Here is a 26,522-nt window from a genome sequence, read left to right as displayed (position 1 = left end):
AAGAAATGGCAGCCTGATTGGGCTGCCATTTTTCGTTTTAGGTTTAAGCTATTTGCTCGACCCCTTAAGTAGTGAAATTGGGGCTATTGCGCCACTTCGTCAACCAAGTACAAGATTGACTGATATGGAATGCCGCTGTGGTGCGATAAACCGATCTCACAGGTTCGGCTGTTGCTGAATCCGCGAGTACAGTTGCTCGGAACTTGTTCCTTGAGTGGATGCACTGCCGCCTCATTCAGCTCTGGCGTGGTAAAGCCTTTATCACCCGCCCAGCCACAACATTGAATATGCTCTGGAACTATAACTTCTTCGGTACACGCTTTAGCAAGGCTCAACATCGCGCCCTCTAAGCCCATACGACGAGAACTACAGGTGACATGCAACATCACGGTTTCTTGCAGTGGCTTAAGTTTCAGGTGTTCAAGCAAATATTGATTCACAAACCCTGTTGGCTCTAGCACTTCTAATGGCTTGGTAAATTGTTCAATGCTGCGCTTGGCGCACGGGCTGGTGTCCATCAGTACCGGGTATTCACCCTGACGACTGGCTTGCCATAAGACTTCTTCGAGTTGTTGTGCTTTCGATTGAGCTAGGTCGGTCATTCCTTTGCTGTCGTAAGGCATGCCACAGCATTGGTCATCTAGCTTCTTCGGCAGGATTACCTCGAATCCAGCTTTGTTGAGCAAAGACATGGTCACTTCGGTCAGTGGGCGTTGGTCGCCCGCATCACTTTGTTGTCCCATGGTTCGGCTAGCACACGAAGGCAGGTAAACCACCTTTTTATGATTGCTTGAATTTTCTGCGGTCATTGGGGAGGAGGTCAGTGCATGACTGTTGGATTGCGGCATCTCTGGTATCCAAACGGGTGTCGCGCCTTTGGTCATTGAGCGTAAGCCATTGGTAAGCTTACCGACCGTGTTTGCGCCTAGTACTTTGCTCGCGATTTGGTTGGTTTTGAGGCCTGCTTTGGTCAGCTTAGTAGTCGTCGAGAAATGATCCGCTGTCCACTTAGCGATTGGTGTGAATTTCTGATACTTAGCGATACGAAGCTTCTTCACCAAGTCGCCAGTATTAATGCCAACCGGGCAACGCTCAGCACACAAGCCCGTTGCTGCACAGGTATCAATGCCTTGGTATTCGAAGGTTTTCTCTAGTTCACTGGCTTCGATCTCTTCACCCGCAGCGCGGCGGCGTTGTAGCTCGCGGTACAGCACAATACGCTGGCGTGGCGAAAGGGTTAATGTACGAGATGGGCAGACAGGCTCACAGAACCCACATTCAATACAGCGGTCGACAAGGTCGTCGGCAGCGGGCATTGGCTTTAAGTCTGTGATGTGAGAGTTTGGATTGTCGTTGATGATAACGCCAGGGTTGAGCAGCTTTTCTGGATCGAACAGCGCTTTGATCTGTTGCATCAAGGTGTAGCCATCTTTGCCCCATTCCAACTCTACGTAAGGTGCCATGTTGCGGCCAGTGCCGTGTTCCGCTTTCAGAGAGCCTTGATATTTCACGGCGACAAGCTCGGCAACGTCATCCATGAAACCACCGTAACGGTCGATCTCTTCTTGGCTATCAAAGCCTTGGGTAAACACAAAGTGTAGGTTGCCTTCTAGGGCGTGACCAAAAATGATCGCTTCACTGTAGTCGTATTTATCGAACAGCTCTTGCAGCTCTCGAATGCCATTTGCAAGGTTCTCTACTGGGAAAGCAACATCTTCAATGATGACGGTAGTACCGACTTCACGCACTGCTCCAACGGCAGGGAACATGCCTTTTCGGATACCCCATAGCGTCGCGACGGTCTTTGGATCGGACGTGAAAGGAACCGATTCTACAATCGTGTAATCAGCCAAGGCATCCAAAATTGATTTACATTGTAAATCTAAGTCCTGCTGGGAGCTGGCGTGTGATTCAACCAAAATAGCTGCAGCTTCTAGATCTAGGCTCGGCATAAATGCAGGCATGCCCGGCTTATCCGCGACAGAACGCAGCGCTCTGCCGTCCATCAACTCAACGGCTGCAACCGGAGTTTTGGACAGCGTAGTCACGGCTTTACTAGCTTGCTCGATGTCGGCAAACACCAGCAGAGCAGAAGCTTTATTCGGGTGTTCAATCACAGTGTTGTAAGTGATCTCGGCGATGAAGCCTAGCGTGCCCTCAGAACCAATCATTAGGTGTTTGATGATTTCAATTGGGTCGTGGTAATCGACCAGTGCATTGAGTGCGTAGCCAGTGGTGTTTTTTAGGCGGTACTTGTGGCGTATTCTGTCTGCGAGTTCTTGGTTTGAAGCTGTCTGTTGATGTAATTCGACAATGCCTTCAAACAGTTCTTTGTGTGATTGCTTGAAAGCTTCAACACTTGCGTTGTCAGCCGTATCAAGTAGGGAACCATCGCTCAATACGATTTTCATGCTCTCGACGGTGCGATACGAGTTTTGCGCAGTACCGCAACACATGCCACTGGCGTTATTGGCTGCGATACCACCGATTTTACAGGTATTGATAGAGGCTGGGTCTGGGCCGATTTTACGTTGGAAAGGAGCGAGGTATTTGTTTGCATCAGCGCCAATTACACCCGGTTGAAGGATGATTTGATTACCGTTGTCTACGATCTCGTGGCCACGCCAGTCATCGGTGAGTGTGATGAGTACCGAGTCTGAAACGGCTTGTCCTGAAAGGCTGGTGCCAGCGGCGCGAAAGGTAAAATGAATGCCGAGTTCGCGACAGCTTTGAATGGTGAATATCACTTCGTCTAAGTTCTTGAGCCTTAGAACCATTTTCGGCACCAAGCGATAAAAACTCGCATCGGTGCCGTAAGCCAAGCGCTTTGCCTCTTGAGTGACAATGCGTTCTGTTTCTATTTTTTGAACCAGTATTGATTCAAGCTGCTGATAAGCTTGTGCGTCTACTACTCGCTCATGGGATGTGGTTGTCTCCATTTTTGCTTCCTTGTGCTTTTTATTTGGCACTGATTAGGGCGTGTTGACCTTTCGTGGTTAAATTTTGTTCGAATGGGGACGCCTAGTCAAAAGCATTTTAATCGCGGCGAGGGGGAAGTAGCCTAGTCACTCTAAGCAAGTCCCCCTCAACAAAGAGTAAAACGCTTTTTGCGGGGGCGCCCAGCTCGAACCCTTCGGGCAGCGTTTGCTGGCCATTTCTACTACGTTATCGGCTTCTCATGTAGGCTAGCTACACATCGACGCCTCTGCCTTGTATAAATACCCAGCAACTCACTGCAAAAATCAGCTCGAAAGATCAACACGCCCTAGTTTTTATATTATTTTCCAGTGCTTAAACGGTGTCACAACGGCTGTGGAATTGCTGTGACACCGATTGAACTTCAGTCTAAGTAGACCAAAGCATTAGTCTGAATCTATAGCTAAAACGGTGAGGCTTAATCTAGCCCCACCAAAGATTCACGAGTTAAGTCTTTGATTGTCTTAGCGCCAGTGAGCGTCATGGCAACGCGCATCTCTTTGTCGTAAAGATCAAGTAGGTTTTCAACGCCTGCTTGCCCTTGTGCCGCTAACGCGTAGACGAATGAGCGACCAAGCAAAGTACAGTCCGCACCCATCGCCATCATGCGTACTACATCTAAGCCAGTACGAATACCAGAATCGACCAGAATCTTGGTGTCGCCTTTTACTGCGTCTGCGATCGCAGGCAAGGCTTTAGCACTCGATAGAACACCATCGAGCTGACGACCGCCGTGGTTTGAAACCACGATACCGTCAGCACCAAATCTCACCGCGTCTTTTGCATCTTCTTCGTCAAGAATGCCTTTGATGACCATAGGGCCGTCCCAGAAATCACGGATCCACTCTAGGTCTTTCCATGAGATCGATGGGTCGAAGTTGTCGCCCAACCAACCGATGTAGTCTTCCAGTTTGGTTGGAGAACCTCGGTAAGTAGAGATGTTGCCCAGATCGTGCGGTTTACCCAGCAAGCCAACATCAACAGCCCAGCTAGGATGACGCATCGATTGGAATACACGGCGCATTGCTGCGTTTGGACCACTCATTCCGGAATGCATATCACGGTAACGTGCTCCGGGTACTGGCATATCAACGGTGAAGACCAGTGTTGTCACACCTGCGGCTTTTGCGCGCTCAAGAACGTTCTTCATGAAGCCGCGATCTTTTAACACATAAAGCTGGAACCACATTGGGCGTTCAATCTTAGGCGCGACTTCTTCAATCGGGCATACCGATACAGTCGACATCGTAAAAGGAATGCCTTTGTTGTCCGCTGCTTTTGCGGCTTGTACTTCGCCACGTCGTGCGTACATGCCCGTTAAACCAACCGGAGCCAATGCAATCGGCATCGCAAGCTTTTCGCCGAATAACTCGGTTTCTAAATTTAGGTCCGACATGTCATTGAGTACACGCTGCTTGAGCGCGATCTCTGCAAGATCGGCGGTGTTGCGGCGAAGGGTATGTTCTCCGTAAGAACCACCATCAATGTAGTGGAAAAGAAACGGTGGCAATTTCGATTTTGCTGCCGCGCGGTAATCAGTCGATGCGGATATGATCATAATTTCAGTCCTAAATTCTTGGGATGTTGCCCTTCTATGAGAGCTTGGTTTGGGCTGCTTTAATTCTTGAAAAGTAAGTGTTTGTTCTTTCTTAAACGGTGAAACAGAGAAGCAATAAAATGGCGTTAATACCCGAGGGTGTTGATGTGTTTTAGTATCCATTCCGAAACTCATCAACGGTCTTATTAGACGGTGTTGCAGTCGGGGAATTGGGTATTAACGCCAAGTGCTTTTGTAACGACTTATGGTTTACATAAGTGCGTCTGTCATTTTGAATCCGTAGATAACCACTAGGCCGATGATGCCTGTCATCACCAAGTAGTAGAACGTTGGGATAATCGTTTTACGTAGCGTTGCCCCTTCGCGTCCTAGTAAACCTACCGTTGCCGATGCAGCTACCACGTTGTGAATCGCAATCATGTTACCTGCTGCTGCACCTACAGCTTGTAGAGCAACGACTACCGCACTAGAGATAGTCAGAGTTTGTGCAACTTCGAATTGGAATTGGCTGAACATCATGTTTGATACTGTGTTCGAACCTGCAATGAAAGCACCTAATGCACCAACCGTTGCGCTCAACGCTGGGAATGCGCTGCCCACTAGGTCAGCGGCAAAGTTTGCTGTTGTTACTGGCATACTTGCTAAATCAGCGGCGTTAACACCAGAGTTAATGAAGATACGTACCATAGGGATGGTGAACACCAGTACGAAACCTGCACCAATCAGTGTTTTACTTGATTCACCAAAAGCTTTAGCCAGTGGCGCTGCGCTGCGAGATTGCATTAGAACCGCAACTAGCGCGACGAAGACTAAGATGCCACCAGGTAGATACAAAGGTTGAATCGCAGTGCTCACACCGGTTTCACCAAGGATGTTGCTGAACGATAAGCTAACGCTTTTCAATAGACCTTTGAACTCAGGGCTTACTCGGCTCGCAACCAAAGTCACAGCTAGCAGCACGTAAGGTGCCCATGCCATCGCCATGCTCATTTTCTTTTGGCTATGGTTGTTGTCGTCAAGGTCGATCTTCAGAGAACCTAGCCATTCTGCAGGCCACTTGTCTTCAGATTCAAAGTCCCATTTTGATTTTGGAACTAGGAAGCCACGTTTCGCTGCAGTTACCACAATCGCTAGGCCAACTAAACCACCGATCAGTGATGGAAACTCAGGGCCTAGGAAAACACCGGTTAATGCATAAGGGATAGTGAATGCAGCACCTGCGAATAGCGCGAAAGGTAGGATATCTAAACCTTCAGTCCAGCTTTTGTTCTTACCGAAGAAGCGAGTCAGCATCATCGCCATTAGTACCGGCATCATCACACCAACAGAAGCATGAATCAGTGCCACACTTGAGGTGATTTGTTGCAGGTAAGCGTCCCAAGTCGAACCGTGAGCAATCAGGCTTTCACCGATATTGTGCGTGTCCAAACCTTTGTTCACACCGACGATGATAGGCGTACCAACCGCGCCGAATGATACCGGCGTAGATTGGATCATCATGCCCATCAGTACCGCAGCAAGCGCAGGGAAGCCGATTGCAACCAGTAGCGGTGCTGCAATAGCTGCAGGTGTGCCGAAGCCAGATGCGCCCTCAATGAATGAACCGAAACACCAGGCGATAATGATCGCCTGAACACGACGGTCCGCGGATATATCTGTGAAGCCGTTGCGGATGGTGGTGATAGCTCCGGTGTGCTTCAAAGTGTTTAATAAGAAGATAGCGCCGAACACAATCCAGAGAACCGACACGGTAATCCCGAAACCTTGGAATACAGAGGCCAACACGCGAGTGCCAGACATATCCCAAGCAAATAGGGCAATTGCAACGGTTAATGCAAATGCCACTGGCATCGCTTTTTTCGCAGGCCAGTTCAGGCCGACCAGCAGAATCGCTGCAACAACTATTGGTGAAAAGGCCAATAGAGCTAGTAGAGTTTCACTCATGGGTACTTCCTCGTACTGTTTTCAAACGTTCATGTTTGAAGTAAAGATCACGTTATGGTTTGTCATTATTTGAATCGCTTTGGCCTCTAAACGGGAACCTTCTTTGCGCGACTCTTGTAATTGGAATGACTCTTTTGTAATTGTTTTGTTAATTTGGCGTGAATTTACCCCTTTATTTTTTATTGATATAGGGAAATAATGAAAATAATTAATTCCAAAATTGGCATAATCGGATGCGAGCAGATGATTTGATCCTGTTTTCACAGGTAGTAGAACTAGGAAGTTTTAGTAAGGTGGCAGAGCAAAATAACCTTACAAATTCGGTAGTTAGCAAAAGAATTGCGCGCCTAGAGGAAGAGATTGGCGTGCAGCTATTATATCGAACGACGCGTAAATTGACCCTGACCGAGGCGGGCAAGGCAATCTTGCACGGAGCCAAAAATGTGAAGCAGGCGGCTCAAGAGGCTATGGACGCAGTTTCAGGCTTTGGTGAAAATGTTAGTGGTCATATCAAAATGTCGGTGCCTACTATCTCCGGAGATCTGATTCTCGCAGACGCTGTTGCCGAGTTTTGTAATATGCACCCAGGTTTAACGGTCGATATGTCTCTTAACAATCGATTTGTTGATTTGGTTGAAGATGGTTTGGACTTGGTGATTCGTACCGGTTACTTAGAAGATTCCAGCTTGATTGCGCGACACATATTGGATTCTCAATGGGTGGTGTGTGCCTCGCCCTCGTATATCGCCAAGAATGGCAAACCACTGCAGCCCAAAGACTTAGTTGAGCACAACTGCTTGCAATACGCTTATCAAACCACAGGCGCTAGTGAGTGGCAGTTTCTGCATAGCAAAGACGGTTGTACCGACAACGACAAATACATCGTGCGTGTTTCGGGCTCTTTTTCGACTGACAACGCGACTGCGCTAAGAAAGGCCGCATTAGGCGGGCATGGTGTGGCGTATGTGCCGCGTTGTCTGGTTTATCACGATATTCGCAACGGTCAGCTGGTGGATATATTCCCTGACTTAGTGGGCAAGAAGCTGGGTATTTATGCGGTGTACCCTTTTACTCGTCAGCCGCCCAACAAGATTAAGTTATTGATTGAACACATCAGAACGCGTTACCTGACGATTTCACACTATTTTTAATAAGGATCACGATGAGCTATTTAAAAGAGTATCAATATCCAGTCACCAACAAACAGATCGTCAGCGATGACTACTTCGGTCAGATAATCGAAGACCCTTATCGCTGGCTAGAAGACGACAGAAGTGACGAAACCGCGCAGTGGGTAGCGAGCCAAAATGCAGTCACGTTTGATTACCTCGCTCAAATTCCCTACCGCGCAGAACTGCGAGAGCGTTTAGCAAATGCGCAAGACTACAAAAAGAGCTCTCAGCCGTTTGTTCGAGGCGATTACACCTACTTCTACAAGAATGATGGCTTGCAGAACCACAGTATTCTCTATCGTCAGAAAGAGGGGCAGTCGGTTGAAGTATTCCTAGACCCGAATACCTTCTCGGAAGATGGCACCACATCATTGGGCTCTGTTTCGTTCTCAAAAGACTACAGCTTGGTGGCGTACAGCATTTCTGAAGGCGGTAGCGACTGGCGCAAGATCTTCGTGATTGATACCGAGACCAAACAACAGCTCGAAACGGAAATCACCGACGCCAAATTTACGGGCATCTCTTGGTTAGGCAATCGCGGCTTCTATTATTCCAGCTACGACAAACCAGATGGCAGTGAGCTTTCTGCTCGCACTGAGCAACACAAGCTGTACTTCCATGAATTAGGTACAGAGCAAGCCAGCGACAAGGTGATCTTTGGCGAAAATAACGATGAGCAGCACCGCTATGTGTCCGGCTACACCACTGAAGACGATCGATACTTGATAATCCTCGGCAAAGAATCGACATCAGGTAACCGACTGTTCTATATCGACTTAAAATCATCAGAGCAGTCCTTGAACACACTGATTGATCATGTAGATAGCGACACGTATCTCATCGATAACCAAGATGAGATCTTTATTCTATACACCAATCTTGATGCGCCGAACGGCAAGGTTGTGAGCTTTGATAGCGGCACTGAGCAGTGGCGAGATATCATCTCAGAAAAGCCACAGCCATTAGACATCAGTACTGGCGGCGGATACTTGTTTGCCCACTACATGGTGGATGTGGTGTCTAAAATTGATCAGCTTGATTACCAAGGTAACTTAGTTCGAGAGCTCCACATGCCTGGGCTGGGAACGGTCAGTGGCTTGGGTGGTAAAAAAGAGCAAACTCAGCTTTATTACACCTTTACCAACTATGTTACGCCGCCAACAATTTTCTCTTTTGATGTTGAATCTGGCCGCTCGGAAATCTATCAGCGCTCTGAGTCTCCGTTTGAATCGGATAAGTTTGAATCTAAACAGGTCTTCTATACCTCGAAAGATGGTACTCAGGTTCCGATGCTTATCTCTTATAAGAAGGGATTAAAACTGGACGCTAATAACCCAACCATGTTGTACGCCTATGGTGGTTTCAACGTCAGCCTAACACCCTCTTACTCGGGTACGGTGGGAAGTTGGCTGGAACTGGGGGGCGTGTATGCTGTGCCAAACCTGCGAGGTGGTGGTGAGTACGGTAAGGCGTGGCACAAAGCCGGTACTCAGCAGCAAAAGCAGAATGTGTTTGATGATTTCATCGCCGCTGCAGAGTTCTTAATCGCAGAAAACTACACCAGCAGCGACAAGTTGGCGATTCGTGGTGGTTCTAATGGTGGGCTGCTGGTGGGTGCCTGTATGACTCAAAGGCCAGAGCTATTCCAAGTGGCCCTGCCTGCGGTTGGGGTGCTAGACATGCTGCGTTATCACACCTTCACGTCTGGCGAAGGCTGGGCGTACGACTACGGCACCTCCGCGCAAAGCAAAGAGATGTTCGAATATCTGCTTGGTTATTCTCCTGTTCATAATGTGGTTCGTGGTGTCGACTATCCAGCAACGTTGGTCACGACGGCTGACCATGATGACCGTGTGGTACCTGCCCACTCTTATAAGTTCATCGCTGAGCTGCAAGACAAGCATGAAGGTGGTGTGCCTGTGATGATTCGTATTGATGTTAATGCTGGGCATGGCGCCGGAATGCCACTCAGCAAAGCGATCGATTTAACTGCCGATATCTATGCCTTTACCTTGTTTAATATGGGCATTGAAACGTTGAGCTAATTTTCCCAAGTTTAGACATTATCCTTCCAATAAAACCTCAAAATCTAGCGCAGATTTTGAGGTTTTTCATATATATGAAAACACATCAAAACCGTCCATGAACTGTCGTGTTTTTCAGGTCTGGTTTCCGTGATAGACCCCAACAATACCCATGAAATGAAAGCGATTTCAAGCGTGATTTTTGTACGGAATTTATTCTATCTATCTGAATGCTAAGGATTGATTTTTGTGGTTTTGATTCTAAAAGTTTCATGGCTATAGCGCTCATTTATCGGTGTGAACAGCAACTAATTTTTCAACGCTTTCATTGCTTAATATTTCCCTGTTCGATGAAAACTCAAAAAAATAATAGGGAATTACAATGCAAAAATTTAAGCTTTTGCCAATAACGGTCGCAGTGGCGGCTTCGCTTGCTTCACTCTCTTCTTTTGCTGCCGAAACGGATATTGAAGCTCTGGAAAAACGAATCCAAGAACTCGAGTCTAAGGTTGTTGATATCGATTATGTGGATGATCAGCAACAAGCGGTACTAACGCCAGAAACACCTGTTACTGATGGAATTATCTTCTCTGGTTATGCTCGTTACGGCGCTCACTACTCAAGCGGCGACAACCGTTACGTTGAGGTAGGTAGTTCTGGTCGTTCTCTAGGTCGTTTAGGTAACGAGAATAACGGTGGTGAAGTTCAGTTAGCTAAAATTTTCCAAGCTGATAGTGGTGCTAAGTGGGACTTGGTATTCATGGTTGATGATTGGAACTACGATCAATGGGGTTCTGCTGGTGGTGTAAACCTGAAAAAAATGTACGCGGGTGTGACCAATATTTTTGAAAGCCAGCCTGATCTTTATATTTGGGGTGGCCGTGATTTCCATCAACGTCCGCAACAAGGTTTGAACGATTACTTCTGGATGTCTCATGATGGCCAAGGCGCTGGTTTTAATAATCTCAACCTAGGTGATACTGCAATGTTCGATATGGCATTCGTTGGCCAAGTTGATACTGACGATGGTGCGTTAGGTAATGATAATGGCCGCTACGCGATTACATCGAAACTTCACACAATTAATGCTGGTATTGGCCAACTAGACCTATACGCAAACTACGGTTTTGCCTCCGATGAAGCTGACAAAGACAACGCAATCGGTGACCCAAGTGTGAGTGATGAAACTGCATGGCAAGTCGGTGCAACGTTAGGCTTGGGTGAGTCTAATAAGTTGGTAATGAAGTACGCAGATGGTGCTGATGACTCGGTATTTGACCTTGCCGGTGATAAGAACGTGTTTTATGCGAGTATCGAAGGTAACTACGAGGTGACCTCTCAGTTCATTATTGATTATTTAGTTTCGTACAAAGATCTCTCTGGTGATGATGTGGTCGATACGGACACTGGCCGCAATTTAGACCGCAGCGAATACGCAGGTATTGTTCGTCCTCAATACCAATGGGATGACGTGCACTCTACGTGGTTAGAAGCAGGTTACGCGACGGAAGATTACGATGATGGTGGCGAGAAAAATGGTTGGAAAGTCACGCTTTCTCAAAACGTATCTTTAGGTGGAATGCCGGGTAGTCGTCCTATGGTTCGTTTCTACTCAACAGTGGGTGATGTCGAAACGAAGAACATGACTGAACGCACTAAAGCAGACACGGTTACCGTCGGCGCAATGTTTGAAGCGTGGTGGTAATCAAACGAGCGATAACTTAGTAGGAACTGCTGTCCATTTTATGTCCTAAAGGCAGATTTATAGGACAATATTCAAAACTCTTAACTCTTTTGGGGCACATTCAATGTGCCCTTTTTTTCGTTTGAATTTCCCTATCGTTGAATGATTGAGTCTGTCGTTATTCGGCTCATTTCGCTGGTTTTCACTTCTCCGTTATCAGGTTGCGTCATCAAGCCTTAACGCGTTGTCACTATTCTTTCTTCACCTGACTTTTCAGTGTGATTTTCACAGTTCTAATGTTGATGAGTAATACCTTTCAGCGACTCATTTTCAGTGCGGATGCTATGTCAAATGCTGATTTATATGGATTCAAACCTTACCCAGCTAAACGGTGTTAACAAAAACGTCGAGAGTACGTGATGCGATTCCATGAAACGGTTTCATGGCTATATGACTTTTTGTAAGCGCTTTCAAGATTTGCCGATCCTCCCTTTTCTATTCCAGATGTAGTGTGATGACACTCACTTCTACTGATGCTCATTTCTTGAATAATCGTTTTGTAAGCGGTTACAAACCAATGAAGTATCGAGGTTCGAGTGGCAACAATTAAACACGTATCAGAGCATGCAGGTGTGTCTCAAGCGACAGTGTCTAGAGTGATTAATGGCACCAGTAGGGTCAGTCATGACAAGAAGTTGAAGGTAGAAAAAGCGATCAAAGAATTGGGTTATCGCCCGAACTCTATCGCTCAGGCTTTGGCGTCAAGTCGCACTGGCAGTGTGGGTGTTGTTGTTCCTGAACTGGGTGGTTCATTTTATTCAGGCATTTTGCATTGTATAGAAGAGAACCTGCGCCGCTTTGGTTATCACGCTGTTGTCACGGCGGGCTCGAACACTGAGCAAGGACAACGTGAGTCGGTGGAGTTTCTATTGGGGCGTCGAGTTGATGCTTTGATTCTTCATACACAGCAGCTAAGTGATGACTATTTAATTGAATTGGAAGAACAGGGGACCCCTGTGGTTTTAATTAACCGCTTCATCCCAGAAATGGCGATGAGTTGCATTGATATTGATAACGAAGTCGGGGGGCTACTCGCTACTCAATATTTATTGCAAAAGGGACACACAGAGATCGCGTGTATTACCGGCCCATTAGATAAAGCAGATGCACGGGGGCGTTTGCAGGGGTATCGAAAGGCGCTGGAACAAGCAGGTGTGCCATACGATGAAGCACTCGTTTCGGAAGCCGGATTCACTGAAGAGACTGGAATCAGCGCAATGAAGAAGCTGATTAACCGTCAGTGTCGATTTACGGCGGTCTTTGCTTCGAACGATCACATGGCATTTGGTGCATTCGAAGTGCTGCATAAGGAAGGTTTATCTGTACCGAAAGACGTTTCTCTTGTGGGCTTTGATAACACTATTTTCGCGCGGTATCTGACCCCTAGTTTGACCACCATTAATTTCCCAATTGAAGAGATGAGCATTGAAGCAGTGCAGCTCACTCTGCAAAAGCTAAACAAGATTAAACATGACGTGAATTTTAAATTGTTGCCGACTCTGGTCACTAGAAACTCGGTATCGGATTTACTAGTTACCCTATAAAAAATAATTAAGGATAGAACATGAAATTTAAGACCTTGGCGCTCTCTGGCGCGGTTGCTTTAGGACTAGGAGCAACAGCTGTTAATGCTGCTGACAAAGAAATTCGTTTTGACGGTTTCCCTGACTTTGATAGCAGCTTAAAGGTATTGCTACCTGATTTCGAAAAGGAAACAGGCATCAAAGTGGATTACCTAATGAATAACCATGGCGACCACCACACGAAGCTAACAACAAACCTTGCTACAGGCTCTGGTGCGGGTGACGTGATTGTTGTTGATGTGGAAAAAATTGGCCCGTTTGTTGGTTCTGGCGGCTTAGTTAACCTATCTGAAAATTATGGCGCAGACCAATATCAAGAGTTGTTCGCACCTTATGCTTGGGCGCAAGGCCAAGGTGCAGATGGTGACGTTTATGGTATTCCAGTCGATCTAGGTCCAGGTCTTATGTACTACCGAACCGACGTATTCGAAAAAGCAGGCATTGATGTTAATGACGCAATCAAAGATTGGGATTCATACATTGCCGCTGGTGAAGAGTTGAAGAAGCAAAACGTGCAGTTGATAGCGTCCGCAGCCGATGTAGCACAAGCGATCATCTTTACAACCGTTCCTGAGGGTGAAGGCCTTTATTTTGATGCAGACGGCAACCCAGTTGTCACGTCTGAGCGTTTTGTTCATGCCTTTACCGTCGCAAAAGAGATTCGTGATAGAGGGTTAGATTCTCGCAATCTGGCTTGGTCAAACGAATGGTATGAAGGCTTCCGTAATGGCACGTTCGCGACTCAACTTTCAGGCGCATGGCTACTTGGCCACTTGAGCAACTGGATTGCACCTGAAACTAGCGGTAAATGGGCGGTAGCTAACCTTCCAGATGGTATTTACGGCAGCTGGGGTGGTTCTTTCCTTTCTATCCCAACGCAATCTGACAATCCGGATGAGGCGTGGGAACTGATTAAATACATGACAACGAAACGTGATGTACAACTTAAGCACTTTGAAACAATCGCGGCCTTTCCTGCGAACGTGACCACTTACGATGACGCTCTTTTTGAAGAAGAGATGGAGTTCTTAGGTGGTCAGCAAGCGCGACTTATCTTTGCTGATGTAGCGAAAAACATTAAGCCTGTTTCACCCGCTCAAGGAGACCACGTTGCACGTTCGATCATCTTAGAGAATGCTCTGATGGAAGTGCTTGATGAAGGTAAAGATATCGAGACTGCGCTGAAAGAAGCGGAACGTCTAATTAAGCGTCGTACGCGTAATCTTTAATCTGTTATTACATTAAGTAAGTGAGGAAGCGTGGTTAGCGCGCTTCCTTTTACTAAGAGGTCGTTACTATGAATCATACAGCGAGCACAACGATAGAACCTTCGGAGCAAAGCTTTTTTTCTCGTCTAAATTTGAAAGCGCTTACACCGTATGGATTTCTTCTGCCGTTTCTGATCATTTTTTCTGTATTTGGGGTCTTCCCGCTGTTGTTCTCTGTTTACCTGTCGTTTCATGAGTGGAACCCGGTAAAGGGTATGGATGCAATGGAGTTCGTTGGTTTTGAGAACTATTACATTGCGTTGACCGACCCGTGGCTATGGCGTTCATTGAAGAACACGCTTTGGTTAGCAATCACCTCGGGTGTGGCGCAGCATTTAGTGGCCATTCCTGTCGCTTATATGCTGGTTTCAATGGGTGATCGTATGCGTCACTGGCTTACATCGGCGTACTTTTTACCGTTCATCACATCAACGGTCGCAGCGTCACTGATTTTCTTCAACATGTACTCTCCTAACTCAGGAATCATTAACCAAACGCTGATGGCTCTGGCTGATAGCACGCTGTTTGGTTGGGCATTTGCTTGGGTTAACGATTTCCAACCTATCCGTTGGTTAGACGATGCCACTATGGTTAAGCCGTCAATCGCGATCATGGTTTTCTGGAAATACACAGGTTTTAACATCGTTCTTTACACCACAGGTTTAATGACGATTCCTAAAGATATTTTAGAAGCGGCTCGCATGGATGGTGCAAATGCCTTCCACCGTTTCTGGAACATTTCACTACCAATGATTCGTCCGTTCATTTTCTTTGCTATCACGATGACCATCATCGGTAATCTGCAAATGTTTGAAGAACCGTTTGTTCTAACGCGTGGCACAGGTGGTACGGGTCAATCAGGTCTAACTATCTCCATGTACCTCTACAAAGTAGGTTGGGAATGGTTAGAAATGGGCACTGCATCAGCAATTTCATGGCTACTGTTTGCACTCATCGCAACTTGTACTTTGGTTCAATTTGTATTCTTCGGTAAGAAAGGCTTAGGGGAACATTAAGATGTCGACATCAATCAAGACAAATACCTCACCACTAAGTGGCCTAATGCCAAGCGAACGCAGCATGTACATTCTGACTAAGATCTTGATGGTCATGTTAGGCATTTTACTGGTTGTTTCAGCGCTAATTACAGTATTTCCATTTGTATGGTCTGCACTGTTATCGACTCGTGATCGTTCGGAGATTTTTGGCTCTGGTATCAGCTTCGCTATTGGCGATAGCTTGGCCATTAACTACGCAAAACTGCTAGAAATCATGCCGTTTTGGAAAGCGATGTTTAACTCGATATACGTGGCTTTCTTAGGCACCACCATCTCGCTGCTGTTTTGTAGCATGGGTGGTTACGCATTTTCTGTGTTTAAGTTCCGCGGTAAGAACGTGCTGTTTGGCATGTTGGTTGGCTCAATGGCGATTCCGCCAGTGCTTAGCTTGATCCCTTACTTCATGATCGTGAAATTCTTAGGCTTGCTGGATAACCACATGGCGGTATGGCTACCGTTCACAACCACGCCATTTGGTATCTTCTTGATGCGTCAGCACGTGATCGCATCGATTCCGAAAGAGCTATTAGAAGCTGCGAAATTAGATGGCGCAGGTGAGTTCAGAACGTACTGGAGTGTGGTACTGCCACTGATGAAACCGGCACTAGCAACACTCGCTATCGTGCAGTTCGTCTTCTTCTGGAACATGTTTATGCAGCCTCTTGTGGTGCTGAACAACCCTGACAACTACGTCATCACACAAGCACTGCGAAGTGTTCAAGGTATTCCGAATACGCCATGGGGCGCGGTAATGCTAGGTACCACCATTTCTATTTTACCACTCGTGATTACATACCTGTTCGCATCGAAACAGATGATCAGTGGTTTAACGTCCGGCGCAGTTAAAGGTTAGGTTTAAGGGTTATAACAATGAATAAATTTCAACTTCCAAGTGATTCAAAGTTACGCAGTAAGGAATTTGTATTCGGTGTCGCGACATCTTCATACCAAATTGAAGGCGGCGTTGAAGAGGGCGGTCGTACACCGTCTATCTGGGACACGTTTTGTAAGACGCCAGGTAAGGTAGATAACGGCGACAGTGGTGATGTGGCGTGTGACCACTACCACTTGTGGCAACAAGATATTGAGATGATTCAAGGCTTAGGTGTAGATGCTTACCGTCTGTCAATTGCATGGCCACGTATCTTGCCGCAAGACGGTGTGGTGAACCAGCAAGGTCTAGAGTTTTACGAGCAGATCATCGATGAATGTCATGCTCGAGGAATGAAGGTGTTCGTGACACTTTATCACTGGGATCTACCGCAATACCTAGAAGACAAAGGCGGCTGGTTAAACCGTGAAACGTCTTACAAGTTTGCAGAATATGCCGAAGTCGTGAGTAACTACTTTGGCGACAAGATTGATGTTTACACCACATTGAACGAGCCGTTTGTATCTGCGTTCCTAGGCTACCGTTGGGGCGAGCATGCTCCGGGTATCAAGGGCGAGAAAGAAGGTTTCTTGGCTTCTCACCATTTAATGCTAGGTCATGGTTTGGCGATGCCGATTCTTCGTAAGAACGCGCCTCATGCTAAGCATGGCGTGGTATTTAACGCGACTCCGGCTTACCCACTGACACCGCAAGACCAAGGCGCTGCAGACTACTGTGAAGCAGAGAACTACCACTGGTTCATCGACCCTGTACTGAAAGGTGAATACCCACAGCCGGTAGTCGACCGTCAAGCGATGAACATGCCGATGATTTTAGAAGGCGATCTAGACATCATCAGTGCACCGGTGGATTACATCGGTATCAACTACTACACGCGCAATGTCGCTCGCTTCAATGAGAATGGCGACATTGAATCAGTAAAACAGACTGACGCAGAACACACTTACATCGGTTGGGAAATCAACCCACAAGGTTTAACCGATTTATTAGTAAGACTGGATGCTCGCTACGAAAACATGCCGCCTATCTACATCACAGAGAATGGTGCAGCAGGTAACGACGAGCGTGTTAACGGACAAGTGATGGATGACCAACGTGTTCGTTACTTCCAAGGCCACATCGAAGCGGTGCACAACGCAGTTGAAGCCGGTGTGAAAGTTGATGGCTACTTTGCGTGGAGTCTAATGGATAACTTTGAGTGGGCATTCGGCTACTGCCAACGCTTTGGCATCGTCCATGTTGATTACACCACCCAAGAAAGAACATTGAAACAGAGCGCAATTGCGTACCGAAACATGCTTCAAGAGCGCGCTGAGGAGAACAGATAATGGCTAAAGTAGAATTCAAAAACATCAAGAAATCATTCGGTGATGTTGAAGTGGTTAAAGAGTTTGATTTTACGGTTGAAGACGGTGAGTTCGTGGTTTTCCTTGGCCCATCTGGCTGTGGTAAGTCGACAACACTACGCATGCTTGCAGGCCTAGAGAGCATTAGCTCTGGTGACATCGTCGTTGGTGGCAAAGTGATGAACAAGGTTGACGCCAAAGACCGTGACCTAGCAATGGTATTCCAAAGTTACGCACTGTACCCACACATGACGGTTTACGAGAACATCGCTTTCGCTCTAAAGCTGAAGGGGATGCCAAAGGCTGAGATTGACGTAGAAGTGCGCAAAGCTGCAAAAATGCTAGAGCTTGATCCACTACTAAACCGTAAGCCAAAAGAGCTTTCCGGTGGTCAGCGTCAGCGTGTAGCCATGGGCCGCGCGATGGTTCGTACTCCGAAAGTGTTCTTGTTTGATGAGCCGCTATCTAACCTAGATGCAAAACTTCGTGGCGTGATGCGCGAAGAGATTAAGCACCTACACCGCGAGCTGAAAACAACCACGATCTACGTTACACACGACCAGATCGAAGCAATGACGCTAGCAGACCGCATCGTGATTCTGAAAGACGGTTATGTTGCTCAAGTGGGTACACCAACTGAGGTGTTCCAGCGTCCAGCTAACAAGTTTGTCGCGCAATTCATTGGTAACCCGTCAATGAATATGTTGGAAGCTAAGCTGATTGAAAAAGAGGGTGAATACTTCGTTGAACTTGGTGATGTTCATATCCCACTGCCGGATCGCTTTAAGTCTTTGGCGTCTAAAAATCTAGCGCTTCACTTTGGTGTTCGTCCAACAGATATCCACCTACGTGCTGAGCAAGTTGACCATGACCGTGTGCTGCCATTCCCTGTGAAAATCAAAGACAAGGAACTACTAGGCGCGAGCATTCTTCTGAAAACAGAAATTGGCGGCCAACCGCTGATGGTTGAGACCCAAGCTGCTGAAGTGGATGTGAAAGAGCAGACGCTTTACTTGGATTTGGATGCTTTCCACCTGTTTGACGCACTGAGCGAGAATTCGCTAGCGAGCTAGTCAATTACGAGCTAGCCAGTCAACTTAAGTCAGCCATTGAGCTGATACCAATCTACTTACGACAAATTGTTTTGGCTCCTCCTAATTTGGGAGGGGCTAGGGATAGTGATGATGAAATTCGGATATTTTGACGATAAAAACAAAGAATACGTAGCAACCACACCATGCACACCGATCAAATGGTGTAACTATGTGGGCACATTAGATTTTGGCGGCATTGTCGATAGCAACGGCGGCGTTCTGTTGTGTAAAGGCGACCCGGCACTCAACCGTATCACCAAGTACATTGCACAACTGCCTAACTCAGATTTCAAAGGCTCAACCATGTACCTCAAGGTGCGTGATGAAGCGGATAACGTAGAGGTGTTCTCACCTTTCTACACGCCGACCCTGAAGCCGCTTGATAAGTTTGAAAACCACACAGGTCTGTCTTACACCACCATCATTGCAGAAGCGTTTGGTGTGCGTTGTGAAGCGACGTTCTTCGTACCAAAAGCTGACCAAGTATTGCTGCAAGACATCAAAGTCACCAACATTTCAGACAAAGCGCTGCACGTTGATGTAGTGCCTGTCTACGAATTTACACACTTCGATGCACTTAAGCAGCTACTGAATGCCGATTGGGTTCCACAAACCATGACGCTTAAAGCGCACCAACAAGAATCGGGTCATACCGTGCTTGAGCAGTACGCCTTTATGAAGCGCGATTATGCGGTGAACTTGATGACCGCGGATCGCCCTGCGACGTCGTTTGATGGTGACCGCCAATCATTCCTAGGTCAGTTTGGTTATGGAACTTGGGCTGCGCCGCAAGCGTTAGAAAACGACGAGCTTGGCAACACCGAGTGTCTGCGTGGCGATAACATTGGTGCACTTAACCTGCGTCTGGGTTGGCTATCTCCAGAGCAGACAGAGCGTACGGTTGTACAAATTGCACAAGAACAGAGTCTAGAAGCTGCACTTCCTCTGCTGGCTAAATATCGTGACCATCAAGTGGTCGATTCTGCTTTCGCTGAACTGGCTGAGCACTGGGACTCTTACCTACAAGCAGTTCAGGTTGAAACGCCAGACCCTGCTATGAACTCGATGCTTAACGTACACAACCCACGCCAATGCCACACCACTAAAAACTGGTCTCGTTACCTGTCTCTTTATCAGCTTGGCTATGGCGCTCGTGGTATTGGTTTCCGTGACTCTTCTCAAGATACATTGGGCGTTATTACTCATATGCCAGAAGAGGCTCGTGAGTTTATTGAGCGTCTACTATCGGTACAAAATACCAATGGTTCTGCGATGCACCAGTTCTTCCCATCGACCATGGAAGCGAACGCGGGTGACTCGCGTGAAGAAGAAGATCGCCCTGACTATTACGGCGATGATCACCTGTGGATCATCTACGCGGTCACTCAATATGTGAAAGAAACGGGCAATGCAGACTTCTTGAATAAAGAGATCCCGTTCTATCAAAAAGACAAAGCGGGCAACCCAGTTGAAACGGGAACGGTTTGGAACCACCTGTGCCGCGCGATTGAGTTCACTTACACCAATACGGGGGAGCACGGCCTTCCGTTATTAGGTTTCGCTGACTGGAATGACACGGTGAACCTGCCAACGGGTGCTGAGTCGATGATGGTGGCGAACATGTACGGCAAAGCACTGCTTGATATGCTGGACTTGTGTGAGCTGCGTGGTGAAGCGCAACTGACAGCTAAGTTTAAAGATCAGTATCAACAGATGCAGAGCACAGTCAATGAATGCGGCTGGGATGGCGAATGGTTTGTTCGTTACTTTGATGAGCAAGGCTTGCCTATCGGTTCTCATAAAAATGAGCAAGGGCAGATCTACACAAATGGTCAAAGCTGGCCTGTGATCTCTGGTTTCGCGACACAGGAACGTGCTACTCAGGCGCTAGATTCGGTTTACAACAAGCTGAACACAACCAATGGCATCAAGCTTTCAACTCCGGGTTACAACGGTTTTGATCCACAGCTAGGTGGTGTTTCGACGTACCCACCGGGTGCGAAAGAGAACGGCGGTATCTTCCTACATTCAAACCCATGGGTGATGATCGCAGAAGCGAAAATGGGCAATGGCGAGCGTGCTTACGAGTACTACCGTCAAATTAACCCGGCTTCGAAGAACGACGACATTGATACCTTCGAATCTGAGCCATACTGCTACCCGCAAAACATCTTGGGCGACGAACATAAACAGTTCGGCCTAGGTCGTAATGCATGGTTGTCTGGTACTTCATCTTGGACATACGTTGCAGGTACGCAGTGGATTCTGGGTGTTCGACCTGAAATTGATGGTTTGCTGGTGGATCCTTGTATTCCGGCCGAGTGGCCTGAGTTCAAAGTCCGTCGTCAGTTCCGTGGTGCGACTTATCATATTCATGTCACTAACCCGAATAATGTGTGTAAAGGTGTGGTTGAGATGAAGGTCAATGGTGACCTTATTTCAGGCAACAAAGCACCGGTGTTTACCTCTGGCGAGCACACGGTAGAAGTGGTTTTAGGCTAACAAAGAGAAGGGCGCTTTATGCGCCCTTTATTGCTCTTTCGATTAGCTTCTTTCGTTTGTTTTTCGTTAGCAATGCGTTCTCTGGGGGGCTGGTTTTACGTTCAGCAGTTGCTTTAGGTTCGTTCGCTTTATTGTGGTTGATAGGTGGCTTGGCATTGCCAAGTGAAGGTTTGAGACTGGTTCGGGCTAAGCGTCAATAAGCCAATTTGGTTATTGAAAGCATCGGCAGGGCAAGTCATTGGTTCTATTGCAATACTTTGCTCACTTGTTGGGGTGTACAGCTGAACAAATGGGTAGCTTGCGTCTTGTTGATAGTGAATTGCGGCTGATGAATCTGAGCGTGTCAAAGTCAGTTGGTTGGTCGCAGTCGCTTCAAATTCAAAGCAGTGATTTAGGCTTTGATTAATCAGGTCTTCACTTAGAGACGAACGGTCAAAAGCGCGCTTTTCACCATTGGGTAGGTCGTTCTCGTGTACGACCTCAGCGCAAGGTGACATGGTCAGTTCACACTGTTCTAGGTCATTGCCGAGCGAGAAGTAAGGGTGCCAAGCATCACCGAATGGGAACGCATAATCACCACAATTAGAGACGGTTGTTGAGCAAGAGAGCTTACCCGTTGTGTCGATTGTGAATGTGGTTTCAAGGTTAAAAGCAAACGGAAAACCTGGATGTAAAGACGACGTTTGATACTGAAGCGTCACACTGGCTGACTGATCATTGGCCACGCTGTTTGTGATTGAAAAAGGTTGGTTGTAGAGCAGGCCATGTACGGCGTGATCAGACCAAGGAAAGTTAGCTGGGAGTTGATGGTTTTGGTTGTCGAAACTGTAGCGACCTAAGTTTAAACGGTTTGGAAAAGGAAATAATTTAGCACTGCGGGAAAAGAACGGATGTTGGTTGATCAGTTCATCATAATTCTGATAGCCACAAATAAAAGAGAATGGACTGCTATTTACAATGTATTTATTTATAACAGCACCAAACCCATTGATTATTTTAAGTTCTATACCATGCTGCTGATTTATTAATGTGACAGAGTCAATATTTCCAAATTTTTCATTTATAATTTTAAACATGTTGATGTCTCCATTTTTGAAAGATATTAACAAGAAGAAAAAAATATTCAATGGCGGTTTTAACATGAATAATAAAATTCCATATTCAAGCTATTCAGGAAATTCAGAACACTTGTGTAAAAAGGGCGATGCAGTTGAATTTATTCAACCTTGGTACACGCCAATTTCTACGACACCAGAAAATACAGGTATGGCGATCGGTGGTATCGGTAATACCTTTACACTGACGCCAAATGGTAACACGCCAAACTTCAGTTTTATTCCAGGAATATTTGTCGATTGTTCAGAGCAAGTTGTTAATTTTAATGATTTTTATGCGTCAGTGATGGATGTGCCGACCATTGAAACGCTTCAGGTTCTTAACGAGCAAGAGCTTAGCGTTCATCTGAATTTTTACCCAGCGCTATTCGATGGAAAGAAGATAGATAAAGAAAATATTTCGAATGCGATTAACCTCATTCGTGCCGCATTAGGAAATGGTAATTTCTATAAAGAAAATAAAGATAACTTTATAAAGTGGAATGTAGAGTTTTCTAATAAGACTCAATTATTAATTGAATCCGATTCATCGTCGATTGATTGTCAATTATATGTAGCCTTAGATTTCTTTAATGGTTTATTAATAAATGATACAACGAGACAGCTATCACTAACTGCGGGAAATAATAGTGATATAGAAAGTGTTAATGGTAGCGATATAGAATATAAGGCTTTATATCCATTAGCTGAATATAAATATAATAGTTTTGATGGTATTAATATAAAGCGAAAGGTAGTCTCGCCGATCGTTAAAGAGGATAAACGCCTCTGTTCTTTGCCGATGCACTGGAACCACTTCCAGATTACTAATGAATCACAGCAAACACGCGTGATTACGCTTGCTCAACCTCTACAAAACCTGATTGGCTCAACCTACCGAAAAGGTCGTGATGGGATTCAAGATTCGGCGTGTACCTTGTCTCAAAACCCAATCGCCCAGCAGCATCAAGCGGTTAACGTAAACGGCGAAAGCGACAGTTTTATCGGTGTCCAGCTCACTAGCCAATCCCCTTATCAAAGTGACATTGAAGGTGAGGTGGTGTTTGGAGTACAAGCAGAAAACCATTTGACGGAATCTGGCAAGGTGTCGGTGTCTGTTAAGCCAACGCTTTATACTTCGAAAGTTACCCAGCAAACAGAGTTCGCATTGAAAACTGGCCGTACTAACGCTGAATTCCAAACGGGGATCTACACTGGGCGCGAAGCATTGAGCGCATTAGTTGTGGTTCAGGTTGAGTTGGAGCCGGGCGAATCTGTTGACCTTCGTTTTGCACAGGTGATGGCACACAGTAAAGTTATGCTTAATGGCTGGCACTCGGACAAGGCTTACACTCAATTCTACCCTCAAGCGAAACCTGCCTTACCGATGTTAGAAGATGTCTTGCCAAAACTAGAGGTGATTGAGCAGAAGATCGTTGAGCAACAGACCGCTTTCCTAGAGCAAGCTCAAAGCAAGATATCACAGCCTGAATCAGCACTGCGCTATGCGACAATGGCGATGAACTCACTATCATTCCTCGCTGAATCAACAGTATGGGATAAAGAAGACAAGTTCCTGGTGAAAGAGTGTGTCGATTACCCATTCTTTAATTCACTGGATGTGTATTTCTACGGTTCATTTTCATTGCTCTATTTGCTGCCTGAACTTGATGGCTGCGTGATGAAAGAGTTCTCAAAAGCGATTTTGGCTGAAGACTTTACTCAGCGCCGCTACTGGGAATATGAAGCGACACCAAATGCTGAATTGATTGATGAAAAGTACCAAGGTGTGCGCGCAATTCGAGGTGCTGTAATCCACGATTTGGGTAGCCCGTTCGACATTCAGCCTGACGCGTATAGCTGGCATAATGTTAAGGAATGGAAGGACTTAGCGCCGAAATACATTCTGATGGTGTACCGTCACTACCAAAACACACAAGATACGTCAGTGGTTAAAGAGTGCTGGCAAGCCGTAACAGAGAGTATCGATTTCTTGTCGAACTTGATTGCAGACGGCGATGATTTACCACTCACTCGAGGTACTGACGACACCTTTGATAACCTTGCGTCTCACGGTATCTCTATTTACTGTGCGAGCCTCTGGGTTGCAGGCCTTCAAGCCGCAAGTGAGCTTGCAAAATTGATGGGCGAACACGATCTAGGCGCGGGTTTCCTTACACGTTCGAAAAAAGCGTTTGCCACAGTTGAGCAGAGCTTGTGGGATGAGAAAGAGGGTTATTACCACTTCTTCGTGACGCCAGTCCAAGCTAAGCACCTTACCGGTGAAGGTTACCAAGCTTTGGAAAATCTGGGGTTGGTCTTAACGGGTGATGCGATTGTCGATAAGAATATGCTTAACGATTATCTAAACCAAACCGATACTTCAATAAATATCGGTAAGGTAGCTCAACGTGTTTCCAAGAAACGTTTGTTGAGTGAAACGGCACCTCAAGCTTTCACACAAGAATATCTAGATTTGGTACCCGATTCAGACAATAGCTTTGGTGATGCATTGCTTGCCGATAGCTATCTCAAACTGATTGGCCTAGAGGGTATTTTCCCGCAACAGCGCATTCAGCGTGCATTGGACTATGTTTATAAACATAACTTCGAGATTAACAGCCCTAAACTTGGGGTGGCGAATATGACGCTCGCCGATGGCTCGCCGCATGAAGCATTCCAAGCGCAAGACGTGTGGATTGGTGTGCAGTTTAGCGTTGCGACTGCGCTGAGTTTAGCGGGTAAATCTCAGCAAGCGGAAAGATTGATGGATACCGTGTATACCGCGCTTTATGACTATTCAAAAATTCCATTTGCAGCGCCAGAAGGATTCAATTGCTCCGTCTCATTTGATGAGGAAGATCTTTCAGAATCTTTTAAATTGTCACAAAGTGATGCGAAAAAGTGGCTTACTGCGCTTAAATTACAAAAGTGTGTGCTATCTGACGGGCGAGTTAGCCCTCGTTTGACCAAAGACAGTGATAAATTTGTTAATATGGTTAAAGGTGAAATTTCAGCGGAGCAAGCTACGGTTCTTCATAAGTGGCTTCTGAGCACAGGTTTGAAATATACCGCAGGTCGCTATTTCCGACCGGGGATGATTTTCGCCTACTTATATTAATTAAATAGTATGAGTTTCAACTTGAGCAATGTTGAGTTGAAACTGATGGGGAGCTTTAGGGCTCCCCTAAATGTCACTGGGTTAGGGTATCGAGATGCGCACTAAAACTAAAAAAACCACCGTATACGATGTAGCGAGGCTCGCCGGCGTTTCGCCAAGCACGGTTTCTCGTTTTCTTAATCGAACAACCTATGTGTCGGATGATAAAAGCCAGAATATCGAACAGGCGATCAAAGACACCGGCTACAAACCGAATTTTCAAATGCAGGAGAACATCAATCGCCGTTCACTGACGATCGGTGTGTTGGTGCAACACCCTGACAGCCCTTATACCAGTCGTATCCTCAACGACATGGAGAAAACTCTGATAGCTCAAGGCTATTCGTTAGTGATAGCAACTGGGCACTGGCAAAAAAAGCTCGAAATACATGCTTTGGAGTATCTGGCTAAAAGCAATGTCGATGGCATGATTATCGTGACGGGTAGCATCACCAAAGAAGACATCGCCAAATACACACAAGACATTCCGGTTGTCGCGGTGGGTTATGACATGGTTGGAGACAATGTTCGCTCAATCAATATCGACAATGTATTGGGCGGCTACATGGCGACCCTTCACTTGCTTCAACAGGGGCATGTTAATATCGCTCATATCAAAGGGCTTTCAAGCCAGCCTGACGCAGGTAATCGTTTTGAAGGCTATAAAAAAGCGCTTCAAGAGGCGGGTATCAAGGCGATGCCAAAGCTCGTCAAGCAAGGCGATTTTAGTAGTGAATCGGGCTATGAGAAAACCGTTGAATTAATCGAGTCGAAGATTCACTTTTCTGCTCTGTTCGCAGCCAATGATCAAACGGCTTATGGCGCGATTAAGGCGCTACATGACCACGGTTATAAAGTACCAGAAGATGTGTCGGTGATTGGTTTTGATGATTTACCAACGTCGAAGTATTTCACGCCAGCGTTAACGACTTTGAGACAACCAATTGAAGAGATTGGTGAGGTGTGTGCTCAATCTATTTTGAACTTGTTGTCCGGCGAGAGGCATGAGGCTCGATTACCACCGATTGATTTACTTGTCAGAGAATCGACCAAGTCTCTCTATCGTTAGTTTGTAATGAAGTGATTTAATTGCAGGGAATAAGATTT

The 26,522-nt window shown here is 46.3% G+C and carries 16 protein-coding genes; 12 read left to right on the top strand and 4 right to left on the bottom strand.

Translation table 11 applies throughout. The annotated features are described in order from the left end of the window. Nucleotides 1–83: 83 nt before the first annotated feature. The 3 genes from OCV56_RS21410 to OCV56_RS21400 form a co-directional block, all read right to left on the bottom strand. Nucleotides 84–2,939, bottom strand: a complete 2,856-nt coding sequence (locus OCV56_RS21410) for an FAD-binding and (Fe-S)-binding domain-containing protein (protein WP_086714548.1) — start codon at nt 2,937–2,939, stop codon at nt 84–86. A 455-nt stretch (nt 2,940–3,394) separates the two neighbouring features. After that, nucleotides 3,395–4,534, bottom strand: coding sequence for an FMN-dependent L-lactate dehydrogenase LldD (gene lldD / locus OCV56_RS21405; RefSeq protein ID WP_050620158.1), 1,140 nt, complete (start codon nt 4,532–4,534; stop codon nt 3,395–3,397). A 249-nt stretch (nt 4,535–4,783) separates the two neighbouring features. After that, nucleotides 4,784–6,478, bottom strand: a complete 1,695-nt coding sequence (locus OCV56_RS21400; protein WP_086714547.1) for an L-lactate permease — start codon at nt 6,476–6,478, stop codon at nt 4,784–4,786. Between the two features lie 233 nt (nt 6,479–6,711). On the opposite strand from OCV56_RS21400, the gene OCV56_RS21395 reads away from it, so the two are divergent. The 10 genes from OCV56_RS21395 to OCV56_RS21350 all read left to right on the top strand — a co-directional run bounded on the left by OCV56_RS21395 (nt 6,712) and on the right by OCV56_RS21350 (nt 21,161). Beyond that, nucleotides 6,712–7,629, top strand: a complete 918-nt coding sequence (locus OCV56_RS21395; protein ID WP_086714546.1) for a LysR family transcriptional regulator — start codon at nt 6,712–6,714, stop codon at nt 7,627–7,629. 11 nt (nt 7,630–7,640) lie between these two features. Continuing rightward, nucleotides 7,641–9,695, top strand: coding sequence for a prolyl oligopeptidase family serine peptidase (locus tag OCV56_RS21390; protein WP_086714545.1), 2,055 nt, complete (start codon nt 7,641–7,643; stop codon nt 9,693–9,695). A 361-nt stretch (nt 9,696–10,056) separates the two neighbouring features. Beyond that, nucleotides 10,057–11,379 (top strand): carbohydrate porin, encoded by a 1,323-nt coding sequence (locus OCV56_RS21385; protein WP_086714544.1) that lies wholly within the window; start codon nt 10,057–10,059, stop codon nt 11,377–11,379. A gap of 575 nt (nt 11,380–11,954) precedes the next feature. After that, nucleotides 11,955–12,962, top strand: coding sequence for a LacI family DNA-binding transcriptional regulator (locus OCV56_RS21380; RefSeq protein WP_086714543.1), 1,008 nt, complete (start codon nt 11,955–11,957; stop codon nt 12,960–12,962). A gap of 20 nt (nt 12,963–12,982) precedes the next feature. Beyond that, entirely contained in the window at nt 12,983–14,230 is a 1,248-nt protein-coding gene (locus OCV56_RS21375) for an ABC transporter substrate-binding protein (protein ID WP_086714542.1), read from the top strand. Between the two features lie 68 nt (nt 14,231–14,298). After that, entirely contained in the window at nt 14,299–15,285 is a 987-nt protein-coding gene (locus OCV56_RS21370) for a carbohydrate ABC transporter permease (protein ID WP_086714541.1), read from the top strand. Nucleotides 15,286–15,331: 46 nt separating this feature from the next. Continuing rightward, nucleotides 15,332–16,180, top strand: coding sequence for a carbohydrate ABC transporter permease (locus OCV56_RS21365; protein ID WP_190960446.1), 849 nt, complete (start codon nt 15,332–15,334; stop codon nt 16,178–16,180). A gap of 17 nt (nt 16,181–16,197) precedes the next feature. Continuing rightward, nucleotides 16,198–17,547, top strand: coding sequence for a GH1 family beta-glucosidase (locus OCV56_RS21360; RefSeq protein WP_086714539.1), 1,350 nt, complete (start codon nt 16,198–16,200; stop codon nt 17,545–17,547). Then, nucleotides 17,547–18,638 (top strand): ABC transporter ATP-binding protein, encoded by a 1,092-nt coding sequence (locus OCV56_RS21355; protein ID WP_086714538.1) that lies wholly within the window; start codon nt 17,547–17,549, stop codon nt 18,636–18,638. Before OCV56_RS21360 ends, OCV56_RS21355 begins: the two co-directional genes overlap by 1 nt. Before the next feature lie 108 nt (nt 18,639–18,746). After that, nucleotides 18,747–21,161, top strand: a complete 2,415-nt coding sequence (locus tag OCV56_RS21350) for a GH36-type glycosyl hydrolase domain-containing protein (RefSeq protein WP_086714537.1) — start codon at nt 18,747–18,749, stop codon at nt 21,159–21,161. A gap of 128 nt (nt 21,162–21,289) precedes the next feature. Here the strand turns inward: OCV56_RS21350 and OCV56_RS21345 are convergent, their stop codons facing one another. Continuing rightward, a complete protein-coding gene (locus OCV56_RS21345; RefSeq protein WP_086714896.1) occupies nt 21,290–22,237 on the bottom strand; it encodes an aldose 1-epimerase in 948 nt (315 codons plus the stop codon). A gap of 64 nt (nt 22,238–22,301) precedes the next feature. Here OCV56_RS21345 and OCV56_RS21340 point away from each other — a divergent pair, with 64 nt between their 5' ends. Beyond that, nucleotides 22,302–25,376, top strand: coding sequence for a GH116 family glycosyl hydrolase (locus OCV56_RS21340; RefSeq protein ID WP_086714536.1), 3,075 nt, complete (start codon nt 22,302–22,304; stop codon nt 25,374–25,376). A 94-nt stretch (nt 25,377–25,470) separates the two neighbouring features. Next, a complete protein-coding gene (locus tag OCV56_RS21335) occupies nt 25,471–26,484 on the top strand; it encodes a LacI family DNA-binding transcriptional regulator (RefSeq protein ID WP_086714535.1) in 1,014 nt (337 codons plus the stop codon). Nucleotides 26,485–26,522: the final 38 nt, after the last annotated feature.

Origin of the sequence: Vibrio gigantis (genome assembly GCF_024347515.1) — a bacterium.
GTDB classification, from domain to species: Bacteria; Pseudomonadota; Gammaproteobacteria; order Enterobacterales; family Vibrionaceae; genus Vibrio; species Vibrio gigantis.
Note: the sequence above shows the minus strand (reverse complement) of the source record. Positions and strands in the feature narration are given on the sequence as shown.

Excerpts from the sequence above, each read along its gene's own strand:
- OCV56_RS21410 (WP_086714548.1), bottom strand. The coding sequence starts at position 2,939 with ATGGAGACAACCACATCCCATGAGCGAGTAGTAGACGCACAAGCTTAT.
- lldD (WP_050620158.1), bottom strand. The coding sequence starts at position 4,534 with ATGATCATATCCGCATCGACTGATTACCGCGCGGCAGCAAAATCGAAA.
- OCV56_RS21400 (WP_086714547.1), bottom strand. The coding sequence starts at position 6,478 with ATGAGTGAAACTCTACTAGCTCTATTGGCCTTTTCACCAATAGTTGTT.
- OCV56_RS21395 (WP_086714546.1), top strand. The coding sequence starts at position 6,712 with ATGCGAGCAGATGATTTGATCCTGTTTTCACAGGTAGTAGAACTAGGA.
- OCV56_RS21390 (WP_086714545.1), top strand. The coding sequence starts at position 7,641 with ATGAGCTATTTAAAAGAGTATCAATATCCAGTCACCAACAAACAGATC.
- OCV56_RS21385 (WP_086714544.1), top strand. The coding sequence starts at position 10,057 with ATGCAAAAATTTAAGCTTTTGCCAATAACGGTCGCAGTGGCGGCTTCG.
- OCV56_RS21375 (WP_086714542.1), top strand. The coding sequence starts at position 12,983 with ATGAAATTTAAGACCTTGGCGCTCTCTGGCGCGGTTGCTTTAGGACTA.
- OCV56_RS21370 (WP_086714541.1), top strand. The coding sequence starts at position 14,299 with ATGAATCATACAGCGAGCACAACGATAGAACCTTCGGAGCAAAGCTTT.
- OCV56_RS21365 (WP_190960446.1), top strand. The coding sequence starts at position 15,332 with ATGCCAAGCGAACGCAGCATGTACATTCTGACTAAGATCTTGATGGTC.
- OCV56_RS21360 (WP_086714539.1), top strand. The coding sequence starts at position 16,198 with ATGAATAAATTTCAACTTCCAAGTGATTCAAAGTTACGCAGTAAGGAA.
- OCV56_RS21355 (WP_086714538.1), top strand. The coding sequence starts at position 17,547 with ATGGCTAAAGTAGAATTCAAAAACATCAAGAAATCATTCGGTGATGTT.
- OCV56_RS21350 (WP_086714537.1), top strand. The coding sequence starts at position 18,747 with ATGATGAAATTCGGATATTTTGACGATAAAAACAAAGAATACGTAGCA.
- OCV56_RS21345 (WP_086714896.1), bottom strand. The coding sequence starts at position 22,237 with ATGTTTAAAATTATAAATGAAAAATTTGGAAATATTGACTCTGTCACA.
- OCV56_RS21340 (WP_086714536.1), top strand. The coding sequence starts at position 22,302 with ATGAATAATAAAATTCCATATTCAAGCTATTCAGGAAATTCAGAACAC.
- OCV56_RS21335 (WP_086714535.1), top strand. The coding sequence starts at position 25,471 with ATGCGCACTAAAACTAAAAAAACCACCGTATACGATGTAGCGAGGCTC.